Annotated in this window: 12 protein-coding genes; 9 read left to right on the top strand and 3 right to left on the bottom strand. The window is 51.1% G+C overall.

What is annotated here, in order from left to right:
- Positions 1 to 117: 117 nt before the first annotated feature.
- Both EIZ37_RS17310 and EIZ37_RS17305 read right to left on the bottom strand, forming a co-directional pair.
- Positions 118 to 348, bottom strand: a complete 231-nt coding sequence (locus EIZ37_RS17310; protein WP_134686015.1) for a DUF1128 domain-containing protein — start codon at positions 346 to 348, stop codon at positions 118 to 120.
- 26 nt (positions 349 to 374) lie between these two features.
- Positions 375 to 2,873 carry a DUF3656 domain-containing U32 family peptidase gene (locus EIZ37_RS17305; protein ID WP_134686014.1) on the bottom strand — a complete coding sequence of 833 codons (2,499 nt, stop codon included), beginning with the start codon at positions 2,871 to 2,873 and terminating at the stop codon, positions 375 to 377.
- Between the two features lie 496 nt (positions 2,874 to 3,369).
- Between EIZ37_RS17305 and EIZ37_RS17300 the strand changes: the two genes are divergently transcribed.
- A complete protein-coding gene (locus EIZ37_RS17300) occupies positions 3,370 to 4,170 on the top strand; it encodes an ATP-binding protein (protein WP_167568967.1) in 801 nt (266 codons plus the stop codon).
- A gap of 31 nt (positions 4,171 to 4,201) precedes the next feature.
- On the opposite strand, the gene EIZ37_RS17295 is transcribed toward EIZ37_RS17300, so the two are convergent.
- Complete coding sequence (locus EIZ37_RS17295) at positions 4,202 to 4,789, bottom strand: TetR/AcrR family transcriptional regulator (protein WP_134686047.1); 588 nt, start codon at positions 4,787 to 4,789, stop codon at positions 4,202 to 4,204.
- Positions 4,790 to 4,936: 147 nt separating this feature from the next.
- On the opposite strand from EIZ37_RS17295, the gene EIZ37_RS17290 reads away from it, so the two are divergent.
- The 8 genes from EIZ37_RS17290 (at position 4,937) to EIZ37_RS17255 (ending at position 14,261) form a co-directional block, all read left to right on the top strand.
- Positions 4,937 to 5,410 carry an N-acetyltransferase gene (locus EIZ37_RS17290; RefSeq protein ID WP_134686012.1) on the top strand — a complete coding sequence of 158 codons (474 nt, stop codon included), beginning with the start codon at positions 4,937 to 4,939 and terminating at the stop codon, positions 5,408 to 5,410.
- 785 nt (positions 5,411 to 6,195) lie between these two features.
- Positions 6,196 to 6,918, top strand: coding sequence for an ABC transporter ATP-binding protein (locus EIZ37_RS17285; RefSeq protein WP_134686011.1), 723 nt, complete (start codon positions 6,196 to 6,198; stop codon positions 6,916 to 6,918).
- On the top strand, positions 6,915 to 8,372 hold the full coding sequence (locus EIZ37_RS17280; RefSeq protein WP_134686010.1) for an ABC transporter permease: 1,458 nt from the start codon (positions 6,915 to 6,917) through the stop codon (positions 8,370 to 8,372). Before EIZ37_RS17285 ends, EIZ37_RS17280 begins: the two co-directional genes overlap by 4 nt.
- Positions 8,373 to 8,409: 37 nt before the next feature.
- Positions 8,410 to 9,984 (top strand): HlyD family efflux transporter periplasmic adaptor subunit, encoded by a 1,575-nt coding sequence (locus EIZ37_RS17275; RefSeq protein WP_134686009.1) that lies wholly within the window; start codon positions 8,410 to 8,412, stop codon positions 9,982 to 9,984.
- A 216-nt stretch (positions 9,985 to 10,200) separates the two neighbouring features.
- On the top strand, positions 10,201 to 10,923 hold the full coding sequence (locus tag EIZ37_RS17270; protein ID WP_134686008.1) for a GTP pyrophosphokinase: 723 nt from the start codon (positions 10,201 to 10,203) through the stop codon (positions 10,921 to 10,923).
- Between the two features lie 10 nt (positions 10,924 to 10,933).
- Positions 10,934 to 12,367: a dipeptidase PepV gene (gene pepV, locus EIZ37_RS17265; RefSeq protein WP_134686046.1), complete on the top strand. Its 1,434-nt coding sequence runs from the start codon at positions 10,934 to 10,936 to the stop codon at positions 12,365 to 12,367.
- Between the two features lie 143 nt (positions 12,368 to 12,510).
- Positions 12,511 to 13,932 (top strand): DEAD/DEAH box helicase, encoded by a 1,422-nt coding sequence (locus EIZ37_RS17260; RefSeq protein WP_134686045.1) that lies wholly within the window; start codon positions 12,511 to 12,513, stop codon positions 13,930 to 13,932.
- Positions 13,933 to 13,991: 59 nt separating this feature from the next.
- Entirely contained in the window at positions 13,992 to 14,261 is a 270-nt protein-coding gene (locus EIZ37_RS17255; RefSeq protein WP_134686044.1) for an NAD/NADP transhydrogenase alpha subunit, read from the top strand.
- Positions 14,262 to 14,324 lie beyond the last annotated feature (63 nt).

The following is a 14,324-nucleotide window of genomic DNA, read 5'->3' as shown; positions in this document are numbered from 1 at the left end:
TTCTATCATCTTTTGGATCATCATACCACAATGCAAGGGAGAATGTGGCCAAACGAATGGCTCACCATGACAAAGAAAAACGCTGCACGGTTGTTCCCATGCAGCGTCCATTCATTCCTACGCTTGTTTTCTCATATTCCCCAATTCTTCTACAATCGCGGTCATTTCATTAATGCTGAAGGTCGTTTTTTTCTGCACCATGTTATACAAGTAGAGAAGGTCCTCATAGTGCTCGAGCGTAAAATCCTCCGGCCGCATCACAGCGGTGTTGGCCATATTCAGCTTCGTCTTGATTCCTTCGATCAGTGTTGCCAGATTTTCCAGCGTTGGTTGCGTCAAATCAGCCATTTCCTTCTCCCTCCATTACATGCTCCTTATTTGGTCAGTTGACCGCGGGTAACGCCCAATTGATTGGTTGCTTTCAACGTGCGCCATACGTGGGTGCCGCTTACTTCACCGCGCAGCGCTTTGCGATACAGCTGGATCACTTCTTGCACGCGCGCAGGCTCTTCTTCCAAAAATTCGATCCGGAAGCTGCCCACGCCTTGCTTGATAAATTCAGGCAAATACTCGGCTCCAGACTGGTCAATCGCATTGTAAACGGTATTGCGGCAGCCGGTATCCACCCGGACAGGATGGGAGAAGCCGACCCGATCCTTCAGGGAGATGCGGGATTCCTCACAAGGCGTGCCGCAGTTGGTATGATCCGTACCTTCGCTCAGGAACGTGCAGTATACGCAGTGCTCGGTATGGAACATCGGCAAGTGCTGATGAATCACCAATTCCATGCGGGACGTATCGGCATGCTCCAACAGGTCAAACATCTGCTGCACATTTAAATCATACGAGGGGGTCACCCGTTTCAGACCGCATTGCAAAAAGAGTTCAGCGGCTTTATGGTTCGCGATGTTCAGCGAAAAATCGCCGATCAGCGGAATGTTCAGCTCATCCTGACGAGCCATATAATAGTAAAGGGCACCCGTATTGCGCACCAGGATCGAGTCTGGCTGACTTTTGGCAATCAAGGCAAGAACACCGTTCTCATCCGGCATGTGGATGCGCATGGTGGCCAGGCCGATCTGTTTTCCATAGCGGCGTGCGATCTTGACCGCCTCCGGATACTGTTTCACAAATTCAAAGTCAGCGTACAGGTAATCTACATCTGTCTGTGCGGCTGCCTCCAATTGCTCCAGCGAGCGGCAGAGAGCGGTAAGCAGCGGTTTTTCCACAGGCTGCTTGGTCTTGGCTGCAGCATCACCGTATACGTCTACGTTGTATTTTTGGTAGACAGGCGGTTTTCTGCGCAGGTAGGTGAGCTGCTCAACCGCTTCGCGACGCATCCGATTCAGCTCGCTGACCGGCACGATCACATCACCTTCAAGATCCGCGACGAGACGGTCCTTTTCCAGATAGAAGAGAGTGCCGCCCAAGCGACTCAGCTGATCATGAAGCAGCTCCTGACTCAGCGGGCGTTTCAGCGCGGTCTCCAGGACCATTTCGGACTGGACCTTCACGGCGTTGTTCGCCTTCTCATCCATCCACGTGGTTTGCAACGGCTCGCCGGCCCGTCCGCTGACATGCACAGCAAGCGGGAAGGTCGTATATGGCTTGTCCGTTTCAAATGTCTTGCGCAAGCGCTTGTTCAGCTCCGGATCGTTTGTTTTCCATACTTTATCGCCGACATGGATCCGGCTGAGCTTCACATCGTTGCGGCCCATGACGATCTCGTATAGTCCTTTGGAGACTTCGCCTTCTACCTTTTCTCCTTTTAGGAGGATATCGTAGACGCGTCCCCCTTCCTCATCCTGGGTCGGATCGCCAGCGTCAAACACGATGCCGTCCCCGCGCTTCAAGGGGGATTGCAGCTCTACCAGCAGGGCATGCTTCAGTACCTTCTTCACACTGCCCAGATAGACTCCGCGGCTTTTCGGAAACGTTCCGTCCAGCAAGGTTTTGTTATTGGTGCCTTCCAGGAAGCCATGGGTAAAGCCGCGTGAAAAGCTTTGCTGCAGCTCACGCACCTCTACCTCGCTCGGCTTCGCATCCTGACCGGCAAAATAGCGATCGATCGCGGCACGGTATTTGCTGACCACATTGGCCACATATTCCGGCGATTTCAATCGCCCTTCGATTTTAAACGAGGTCACGCCAGCTTCGATCAGCTCCGGCACGATGTCGATCGCAGCCAAATCCTTCGGCGAGAGGAGATAGGCGATGTTGCCCATTTCTTTTTGTACGCCGTCGACGATCAGATCATAGGGGAGACGGCAGGCTTGCGCACACTCCCCGCGGTTGGCGGAACGGCCGCCCCACATCTCGGAGGTGAGGCATTGGCCGGAGTAGGAGACGCAGAGTGCGCCATGGACAAACACTTCCATCGGCAGCTTGGCCTTTTCTCCAATTTTCTGGATCTCCTTCAGGGAGTTTTCCCGTCCAAGCACGACACGCTCCAAATCAAACGGCTTGGTAAACTCGACCGCCTCCGGAGAGGTAATCGTCATCTGGGTGGAGCCATGAATCGGAAAGTCGGGGGAAAGCTCGCGAATCAGCTTCACCAGCCCCAGATCCTGCACGATCACGGCATCCACGCCAGCGTTGATACAGGCTTCAATCAATTCTTTCGCTTCCTGCAATTCGTTTTCAAAGACAAGAATGTTAAACGTTAAAAAACCCTTCACTCCGTACATATGGAGATAGGACATGATTTCAGGCAGCTCATCGGTGTGAAAGTTTTGGGCACGTGCCCGGGCATTAAACTTTTCGACACCAAAAAAGACAGCATTGGCTCCGTTGGCTACGGCAGCTTTCAAGCAATCCCAGTTTCCGGCAGGGGCCAACAGTTCGATATCTTCACGCTTGATGTTTGCTTGCACTCGATATACCTCCGAATCAATTGGAAAGCAATGGCGACGCGATTCATGCGGATCTGTGTCCGTGTCGCCTAAACTCCATCATAGGTAAAGTATAGGCGTGAAGCAAGGGGCAGATACAAATGAACAAAGGTTAAGGAAAAAAAACTTTTCAGAGGATGGGAAATAATGGTATTCTTTTGGAAAAGTGGAAATATATACAGCGAAAAAGTGAAGTGAGAACATACAATGATCGTAATGAAAGATATCTTGCTTCAGTTTTTTTTCATTACTTTTCCTGTTCTTTTTTGCGAAATCGGCTTGTTGACAAATAGGCAAAGCAGGCTGATCCCGACTCGTCTTTTTTTTGCCTTGACCAGCTCGCTGGCTGTCCTATTATGCATGAGCTTCCCGATTTCGATTGATGGCGGATTGCAATATGATCTGCGTTCGATCCCGATTGTTCTTTCCTGTTTGCCGTCATGCTGCTTTATCGAATGGTTTTGGGAGGAGATGGCTTGTGGGTCGTCGTATATGGCTCCTTGTATCTCGTGCTGCCCCTCTATCTCGCGATGGGATGGGAGGCTTGCTGCTTGCCGTGATTTTTGCCGGCTATTTGCGGGAGACCGCCTTGATGCGTATTCAGTTGCAAAATTCAGAAAAATTGACGTTGATCAGCGAGCTGGCTGCCAGTGTGGCTCATGAGGTCCGCAATCCGCTTACCGTTGTCCGCGGCTTTGTACAGCTCCTTCGTGACGGTGTTGACAAGGAAAGGAAAGAATATATCAAACTGGTGTTGGCTGAACTGGATCGAGCCGAATTCATCATTTCCGATTATCTCAATTTGGCCAGACCGCAGGACGAAATGATCGAAACGTTTGATGCAGCGGAGATGATGCGGGAAATCAAACAAGTCATGTTTTCCTATGCCTTGATGAATCGGGTGCAGCTGAAGGCTCATCTGGAAGAAGGAGCCCTGTACACTCGGGGCGATAAGCTGAAGTGCAAGCAAGCGTTGATGAACCTGATCAAAAATGGGATCGAGGCTATGCCAGGCGGAGGCACGATTGTACTGAGTGCGGAAAGGATTGCGCAGCAGGTGATGCTCCGAATCACGGATACCGGCCAGGGGATGAGCCCTGCACAGCTGAAGCAGATGGGTCAGCCATTTTTTACAACAAAAGAGAAAGGAACAGGGCTGGGGCTTCTCGTGAGCATCCGCATTGTCGAGGCGATGGGCGGAACCATTCATTTCGCGAGTGAGCTTGGGAAAGGCACAGAAGTAACGGTCATGCTTCCTCTGCATATGCAATCTGAATAAGAAAAAAGGAGGGAGAAAGCACCCTCCTTTTTTAATCATCCAGCCCTTCGAAAACGATGGATACCTTTTCCTCCATGATTTCCTCCAACGGCCATGCCCCGTCGCTGCGGATCCAGTCGTGCAAAGCGTTGTAGTAAATATTTTCAAGCATGTTGGCTGCAACGACCGGGTTGAATTTCCTTTTCAGCCGCCCTTTCTCTTGGGCTTCCTCAATGATGTCCGCAAAAATCTCGCGCAGCTCAAAATAAATGTTTTTCTCCGATTCGATGACCTTGCGATGCTTCATTGATTCAATCAGAACACGCATAAAATCACAATGTTGAATGTTGATTTCGTTTAAAATTTTATAAATTCGCAATACGCGTTGCTTGCAGCTGTCACCATAGTCCCACTCTTCCCGGCGCTCTTCAAGCTCCAGGATACGTTCATAGCCCCAGTTGGCCAAGATCGCTTCTTTGGAAGGGAAGTGTAGAAAAATTGTTCCTCGCGCCACATCCGCCTCTTCGGAAATCATATCAATCGTCGTGGATTCAAAGCCGTGCTCTTTGAATAGTTTAATGGCTCCATCAAATATCTTTTGCCGGGTCTCCCGCTTTTTCCGTTCGCGTCTTGTGGTCAACATAAACACCTCCAATCCACATTATAACATATTCGTGAACCGGCAAGAAAAAGGGATGGACTTCGCGATGACAAAAATGTATATTTATATATTATCATGAATATTTATTCTGAAAACAGGATAGAGCACGGAGTGGGGGAGTATACCATGAGCATCGCAAAAGCCATGACCATTCGGCAGGCAAAGATGAGTGATGTCGACCAAATGCTGGAAATTATTAACCAATATGCACTACAAGGGCTGATGTTGCCCCGTACGAAATTATCCGTATGCGAGAATTTGCAATCATTCGTAGTCGCTTTTGATGGCCAAGATGTTTTAGGGGTTGCCGGACTGCATATTTTATGGGAGGACTTGGCCGAAATCCGTTCGTTGGCCATATCCGAAAACGCCAAAGGGATGGGTGTCGGCAAGCGCCTGGTCCTGCACCTGGTGGAGCAATGCAAAAACCTCGGTATTAACCGGGTATTGGCGCTGACGTATCAAAAGGAATTTTTCGATAAATGCGGATTCCACATCGTAGCGAAGGAAACGCTCCCGCAGAAAGTGTGGAAGGACTGTATCAATTGTTCCAAGCTGCCGATGTGCGATGAGATTGCGATGATTCGGGAGAGCTTTTAAAAGATCGGGAAACCGGTCTTTTTTTATGCATGTTTATAGAAAGTGGCTGCGGTGGGATNTGCGATGATTCGGGAGAGCTTTTAAAAGATCGGGAAACCGGTCTTTTTTTATGCATGTTTATAGAAAGTGGCTGCGGTGGGATGAGCATGTTCCGAAACTCCGCTTCATTCTACGCCCCGCTGAGGGAAGGGACTGTCCGCTCCGCAGCAAATCGCGGGGGTGTGCAAAAAGTGGTAAACGCTCCGCAGCTTAGCCAAGTTTGCCCCCCTTTTTCCCGCGATTCGCTGCTCCGCTGGGGCGGGCTTCGCAGGCGCTCCGTTTCGGAACATGCTCACCAGCGTAGCAGAAGCTTTTTCAAATGCAAAAGACGAAATACAACAAAGCCCCGTGCAATACGGGGCTTTACGCTTTCGCTTACATCATCAACCGCAACGTAAAGAAGGGAAGACCGGGACGGGCGGAGTCTTTGCCACACCTACCGAGGTGGAGCTTGCAAAAACAGGACACGCTTGTCGCGCAACCGCTACGTATGAATATGCTTCCCCGAAACTTTTGTGCGACGTCCCGTTTTTGCGAGCGGAACCGGGCAGTCCACACTTCCCGCAGGTGTGGCAAGAACACAGCACGCCCGGTCTTCCCTTCCCCCACCGCTATGTTTGTACAAACGACCCCAGTTAAGGCTGCGGAGTAAATTTTTCCAAAAAGGCTGTTACGTCTCCATGCTGCCATCCGTCTAACAAGGGGAAAGAGAAAAGTGGTAACGATGGAAAGTGGAGGCAAATCAGATGGCGAATGGAATCGGCGAATTAACCGTGGAAGGAGTCAACCACAGCTATGGCACTGGGAAAATCAAAGTGCCTGTCCTGCATCAGATCAGCTTGCATATCAACAAAGGGGAGTTTATCGCGCTTTGCGGTACTTCGGGCTCTGGCAAGTCCACATTGCTTAATCTGTTGGCCGGCTTGACCAGACCAGACGAGGGGAGCGTATGGCTGAACGGAGAAGAAATCTCGCGTTTCAACGAAAATCAACTGTGCCTCTTTCGGAGAAAATGCATCGGCTTTATTTTTCAATCCTATAACCTGCTGCCGAATCTAACCGCCCTGGAGAATGTGGAGCTGCCCCTGATTTTCGCTGGCGAGGGAGTCAGGAAAAGGCGGGAGCGGGCCAAAGCAATCCTGCATCAGGTAGGGCTGGGAGAAAGGCTCGATCATAAGCCCAATGAGTTAAGCGGCGGTCAACAGCAGCGCGTGAGTATTGCCCGTGCCTTGGTGAACCAGCCGCAAATCGTACTGGCAGATGAGCCGACGGGAAATCTGGACAGTGCGACGGAAAAGGAAATTCTCGCCTTGATGAGACAGATGAATCGGGAAATCGGTACGACGTTCGTAGTCGTCACCCATGATCAGGAGGTCGCTCACCAGGCGGATCGCGTCATTTATCTGCAAGATGGGTGGATCAAGCGGATCGAAAACGCCCGCACAGCAAACGAGGTGCAGCTGACGTGAGAGGACTGGACAGTTTTCGCATCGTATGGCGCAACCTGTGGCGCATGAAGCTTCGCACAATCCTCACCTCTGTAGGCGTCATGATCGGTACCGCTGCGATCGTAGCGATGATTTCGCTTAGCCTGGGGCTGAAAGAAAATGCGGTGAAAAGCCTGGAGAGCTGGGGCAATTTGACGCAAATGGAGATCGCCCCTGCGTTCCGCTCGCCCGACGGAACCTTTATTCCCGACGAAGAACAGAGGAAGCTGGACAAGGAAGCGGTGCAGATCTTGAAGCAGATTCCGGAAATCACGCAAGTCATGCCGACCAAGCGTCTGCATGCCGACTCCAAGCTGAAAATCGGGCGAAGAGAGGGATATGTGGAGCTGATTGGTGTGGAACCGCGAGAATCCGCTGCAAGCAAAAAAGCGGATCTGGAAAAAGGCACATTCCTGAGCGGGGCTAAAAATGAGATCGTGGTCAGCTATGATGTGCTGCAGCAGCTCGTCGATGTGGAGAAGGAGCGGCGGGAAGCACGAAAAAGGAACGCCCAGCGGAACACGAGAGCGGCTGAGATGATGCCGCCTGAGATGGGCGAGGGCGGCGGAGAGCTGAAGCTCGACGTCGTGGGGAAAGCGGCGGTCATCGTCCTTACCCGGCAGTATACGGTAGATGATGAACCCAAATTCGAAAAGAGGGAAATCCGTGTTCGCGTAGTCGGTCAAGAGCATAAATTGGACAACCCCCGCTATGGCCCGGTTGCATATGTTCCGTTAGACATGATCACCGAATTGAACGAATGGGTGAATCAAGGAATGGAGGAGGAGCTTCAGGAGAGTGGCTCTTCCGTACGCAAGACCCGAACAAGAGCGAATGCAGACAAAAACAATACGATCTACGACGAGATTACGGTAAAGGCCGCCAGTCGCGAAGTGGTGGAAACCGTGGTCAAAAAGGTGCAGGAAAATGGCTTCGAGGTTTATTCCCCCGCGCGGGAACTGGAGCAGATCAATCAATTCTTTTTCGTCATCCAGATGATTCTGGGCGGCATTGCGGCGGTTTCCCTGCTGGTAGCCTCCATCGGCATCGTCAATACGATGATCATGTCGATTCTGGAACGCACGAGAGAGATAGGCATCATGAAAGTCATTGGCGCTACGGTCTACAACATTCGCTGGCTTTTTTTGATCGAGTCCGGCTTCATCGGGTTGATCGGCGGAGTCACGGGGCTGGGATTAGCCTATGGAGCGGTTGCCTTGATCAACACACTGGCGAAAAACAGCGGGGCGATGGAGCAGTTCGGCTTTCGCGGAGGACCCGGTCCCGAAGAGCAGCTGGCGCAGATCGCGGTTGTTCCGATATGGCTTGCGTTGTTTGCCATCGGATTCGCTTTCGTGATTGGGCTTCTAGCCGGCATTTTCCCAGCGTTTCGCGCTTCCCGCCTCAGTGCGCTGCAGGCGATTCGTTCTGATTAATGCATAGAAAGATAGGATGAAAAGAGAGGATACGGGGATGAACAAAAAATGGTTGATCATTTCGCTGGCTGTCGCATTGCTCTCAGGCGGCGGATACGGCGGTTGGAAATATTTTGGCGCAGAGGAGAAGGCCGCTGAGGAAACGATGAATGAAGCTCCCTCCTTCCCGACGGTTGCCGCCGATGTGGGAGAAGTGAAGAAAACCATCTACGCAACCGGAGAGATCGAAGCCAAGGACCGCGAAGAAATCAAGGCAGAGCTTTCTGGAAAAGTGGAACGGCTGTTGGTCGAAGATGGACAACGTGTCAGCAAAGGCGACGTCTTGTTTACCATGGACACCAGTGATGCGGCGCTCGAATTGCAAAAGCTCGACTTGACCATCATGCGGACAAAAAAGGAATTGGATGAACTGAAGAAACGAAAGCCGACGATCCTGTCAGACAAGGCCGGTAAAGTGAAGGAGGTCTTGGTGAAAGAAGGTGATCAAGTGTCCGAAGAGACGGTGGTCGCCACGATCGTCAACACCGAATTCCTGAAGATAACGGGGAGATTTTCTACCTTTGAAGCAGAGCATTTTACGGTAGGCCAAAAGGTCAAGGTGTTCCTGCCGAGTTCCCTATCCTATCTGGAAGGAACGGTATCAGAGGTGGACCTGATCGGAAAGGTGAAGCAAGAGGATACCAAGGGAACGTCGGAAACGTCCACAGAGGAGAATAAGCGAACCACCTCGGTCAGAATCAATGCACCGCAAAATGTGGAGGTGCTTGTGAAAAAGCAAGGCGCGCTGTATGTAGGGGAAAAAGGAGTCATCCAGTACATCGATCCCCAAGGCGTCTTGTATTCCAGCGCAACGCCTACCCCCTTCGAACTGCCGGACGAGATTGAGATCCGCGCAAATACGACGGGGAAAGTCAATAAAGTGGCGGTCGATGTGGATGATACCGTCAAGGCAGGACAGCTGCTGATGGAAATGGATACATCCATGAATGATCTGGAGCTGCGCGAGAAGGAGCTGGCTTTGCAGGAATCCATGCTCTCCCTGGAGCAAAAACGCAGAGATATTGCCAAAAAGCAAGTGACGGCCCCGATTAGCGGCGAGGTAACCAAGCTGGATATCAAGGAAGGGGAGACGATCGACCCCGGCAAAGTCGCGATGATCCTGATGGATACGTCCTCCTTTTCCTTCGTGGCTGCTGTCGATGAATTGGATATTCCTGACATAAAACCGGGCCAGACTGCGGATGTGTATGTCACAGCATTCGGCGATCAGGCGTTCACGGGAAAAGTTGTAGAAATCCCCAATGAAGGAACGAAAACGGATAAGAAGGTCAGCTTCGAAGTGGAAATCGCCGTAGAGAACAACGGAAAGCTGACTCACGGTATGACCGGAGATTGCGATATCCATATCCAAAAAATCGAGAACGTGACCCGATTGCCGGTATCAGCTGTGGAAATCATGGAAGCGGGGAAAGGCACGGTGATGGTCAAGGATCCGAAGAACGGAGAACCGGTCCCGAAAGAAGTGGAAGTGGGGGTCGAAGGGGCAGAATTTGTGGAGATCCGCAAAGGGCTGACCCCCGGTGAGGAAGTATTGATGATGAATGGCGTATAGAATGGGGTGAGGAGAAAAGACCGTCAAGCACGGTCTTTTTTCGTCAACAGGAATTTTAAATTTCCCATCGACATGCGTGCAGCTAAGGCTATGCAAAAGACTTGGCGCAGCTTAGTTTTCTGCTCGATAGGAAATCACATTGGCAGGATATTCTAAGTAAATTGTTGAATGATAAGGACGAGTGGATTCTAGCGGAGGGAGCGCATCGTACAGAAGATGGACTGGGATCTATATTTGCTGCCGTTTGAACAAGCGGTGGAAGAAATCAAGGTAAAGCTGAAAAATTTACGAAATGAGATGCGGAAACGAAAGGAGCACGCCCCCATCGAATTTGTCATGGGACGCGTCAAAACGGTCGCCAGCATCTATGCGAAAGCGAACCGCTTGCAATTTCCGATCAATGAGCAAATTGCCTGGGAAATTCGGGACATCGCAGGCATCCGGGTTATTTGCCAATTTATTGACGATATCCCTGCGGTCGTGGAAATGATCCGCCAGCGCAGCGACATGACGATATTTTTGGAGAAGGATTATGTGACAAAGCCAAAGGAAAGCGGCTATCGCGGCTATCACTTGGCGGTAAAATATCCGATGATGACTTCACGCGGACAGGTGACGATTCCGGTCGAGATTCAAATTCGGACGCTCGGCATGAATTTTTGGGCAACCATCGAGCATTCGCTTAACTATAAGTATGAAGGAATCATCCCGTCGAATATTCGCCAAAGATTGATCGAGGCGGCAAAGGCCTCCTCCAAGCTGGACAGCGAAATGAACAACATACGTGAGGAAATCAAGGAAGCGCAAAGGGCCTTCAAGAGTAAAAAAGAGCTGCCGATGGAATCGCTTTTGTCGATGGTCGAGCTTGATCTGGATGATGATGAGCAGAGCGAGAACGAGGCAATCGAAGGCAGCAAAGAGACAGAAGGGATGGAGTAAGATGAGTGAGATGACGATCGACTGGCGCGCAGAGGTGGAAAAACGCAAGGAGGAGCTGATCGCGACTACGCAGCAATTCCTGCGCATCAAAAGTGTGATGGACTTTTCCACGGCACGTGAAGGGGCTCCTTTTGGGGAAGACGTCAATAACGCCCTGCAGTTTGCGCTCGGGGTGTGCAGAGACGCCGGCATGGAGATCAAGGATGTGGATGGATACGCGGGTCATGCCGAATTTGGAACGGGCAAAGAGCTGATCGGCGTATTGAGCCACGTGGATGTCGTTCCGGAGGGGGATGGCTGGTCGACACCTCCTTATGCAGCAGAAATTGTCGGGGATCGAATCGTGGCGCGGGGGGCGATCGATGACAAGGGGCCTGGAATGGCGGCCATTTTTGCGGCCAAGATTGTGAAGGAATTGGGTCTGCCGCTCAGCAAAAGAGTGCGCCTGATTTTCGGAACGGATGAGGAAACGCTTTGGCGCTGCATGAAATATTATTTTGAACGGGAAGAAATGCCGACGATGGGCTTTACCCCGGATGCTGACTTCCCGCTGATCTATGCGGAGAAAGGGCTGACACATCTCGTCTGGCGGCAAACGAAGGAAGCCTTTGCCAAGCAAGGGCTTGCGCACAAGCAACAGATCGATGCGCGGCTGATCGAGCTGAAAGCGGGCCTGCGGATGAACATGGTGCCAGATCGGGCCCAAGCAGTCCTTGAGCCTGTCGGAAAAACAGCAGAGCAACTGGTCGCAATCTACCGTGATTATCTGCAGCAACAGGGCAAGACCGGAAATGCAGCCGTAGAAGGCAGCCGCGTCACATTATCCATGGAAGGCGTATCCGTGCACGGTATGGACCCTGCCAAAGGAGTAAATGCAGGCACGGAGCTGGTTCATTTCCTGAAAGAATTGTCCCTGGATGAGCGGGCTGAGCAATTCGCCTCGTTTACCGATACGTATCTCCACGAGCAGCATTATGGAGAAGCGCTCGGAATCGCGCAGGACGATCAAGAGATGGGGCCGTTGACGCTCAATACCGGAGTGATCTCCTACGAAGCGGAAGGAGACATCGCTTTCGACATCAACATCCGTTATCCGCACTCGACTACGTTTGAAGAGTGGCAGCCCATTGTGTTGAAACGCCTGGAGGAAGCCGCATTTGCGTTGGAAATCGAGGAGGTTCAGGTCCCTCATCGAGTCGATCCCAAGCATCCGCTCGTAACCACCTTGCAGCGAGTCTATACGGAGCAGACCGGAGAGGAAGCGGGCATCATGGCGATTGGCGGTGCATCCTATGGCCGTGCTCTGGATGTCGGTGTTGCTTTTGGTCCGCTCTTTCCGGGCCGACCGGACTGCGCGCATCAACGAGACGAATATATTTTGATCAAAGATTTGCTCAAGGCAACGGCGATTTACGCCCAAGCCATCTACGAATTGGCGAAATAGTGGGGAACGGGTGCCCTGGTGAAAGCCGGGTCGCCCGTTGTGTTTTTGGAAATACTATCTTACTATAGAGAGACGTGTTCAGGAAGGAAGTGAGAAGTTTGAGTCAACTATCGTTTGAAGCATTCGGTTTGCGAGCTGAAATCATGCAGGGGATTAAAGACCTTTATTATAAAGATCCGACTCCGATTCAAGCGGAAGCCATCCCGCTGATCCTGGAAGGCAAGGATGTCATTGGACAAGCGCAGACAGGTACGGGGAAAACAGCGGCCTTCGTGCTTCCGATCCTGCAAAAGCTGCAGACAGACAAGAAGGATATCCAGGCCTTGATCATGACGCCGACGCGGGAATTGTCCATTCAAATTGCGGCGGAGATCGAGAAGCTGGGGAAGCATCTGGATGTCAATGTACTCTCCTTGCACGGGGGTGCCGATATCGAGAAGCAGCTTAACAAGCTGAAGCAAAAGGTCCACATTGTCGTAGGTACGCCTGGACGGGTGCTGGATCATTTACAGCGCGGTTCCTTGCATTTTGGCCGGATTTCCACGCTTGTGCTGGATGAAGCCGACAAGATGCTGGAAATGGGATTTTTGGAGGATATGGAGAAAATCATCGTATCCACGCCAAGCAATCGTCAGGTTCTGCTTTTTTCAGCAACGATGCCGGATCAAGTGAAAAAGCTGTCTCAGCAATTTATGAAACAGCCGCCTCATATCAAGATTGAAAACAAGCAAAAGACCACGGAAAACATCGAGCAATTGTATTACGTGGTGAATCAGAGCGACAAGATGGATGCGTTGATGGACTTGCTGGAAACCACCAAGCCGTTTTTGGCGATCATATTTGCCAATACACAGCAGCGTGTGCAGGTGCTCACAGCAAAGCTGCAGGAAGAAGGATATGAAGCAAGAGCGCTTTACGGGGATCTTTCCCAAAACAAACGCGAGCAGCTGATGAAGCAATTCCGGGATATCAAATTCCAGATTCTTGTTGCGACAGATATCGCAGCGCGCGGGTTGGATGTCGAAGGGGTTTCCCACGTATTCAACTATGATTTGCCCAATGATGTGGAAAGCTACATCCACCGTGTAGGCCGGACTGGGCGGGCAGGACATAAGGGAACGTCGATCTCCCTCGTTTCACCGCGCCAGAAATCCATCATGCAACGCATTGAAAAAGCAACAAAAGCACAATTGGAAGAGAAGCTGCTTACAGCAGGAAGACATTTGGACGCAGGTCGCAAGGAACGGGCAAAGGAACGTGAAGTCCATTTTGCTGCCCTGCGTGAAGAAAAGGCGAAACAGGCAGCTACAGAAAAGAAGAAAAAGGAAGCGCCTTTGGCTTCCGCATTGAAAAAACAGACAAAAGTAAAGCCTGGCTATAAGAAAAAGCTGCAGCAGGATATGCAAGAGTGGCAATCCGCGTATGAGCAAAGACGGAAGCGCGACGAGGCGATTGCGGCCCGTAAAGCAGCGAAGAAAAACGGCGCGACTGCCGGTTCCAGACCAGCCGCGGCAAAACAAGCAGGCGGAAAAGGGAAGCCAGCTCCAAACAGAGGCAAAAAGTAGTACATGAGCCTGTATGGAATTGGTAACCCTATAATCAAGGAGGGTTTATTAACGTGTCCATGAAATGTATAACTGTCTACACCAAGAGCTATGAAACCTTTTCCGGCATCTATGAGGACGTACTGAACCAGCCTTTGTCCGAGTATGAAGAGAAAGAGATCGAGGGTGTCACCATCAGTGATGCGGGGGATGTGCCTTCCGACTACGTAGAGCGCATGAAAGCAAGACCGGAAGTAGCAGTGATGTCCATTCGCAAAAGAGGGATTACCATCCTGCAGCACGGTGATGTATTTGAGATTCTTATTCCAGAAGAGACACCTACGGTATAATACAGAAACAACCCGGAAGAAGCCCGGGTTGTTTTTTTTACGTTCATTTTGTTCCAGCAAAAG

Source organism: Brevibacillus migulae, assembly GCF_004521915.1.
Lineage (GTDB): Bacteria > Bacillota > Bacilli > Brevibacillales > Brevibacillaceae > Brevibacillus_F > Brevibacillus_F migulae.
This window is presented reverse-complemented; position numbering and strand designations above follow the sequence as displayed.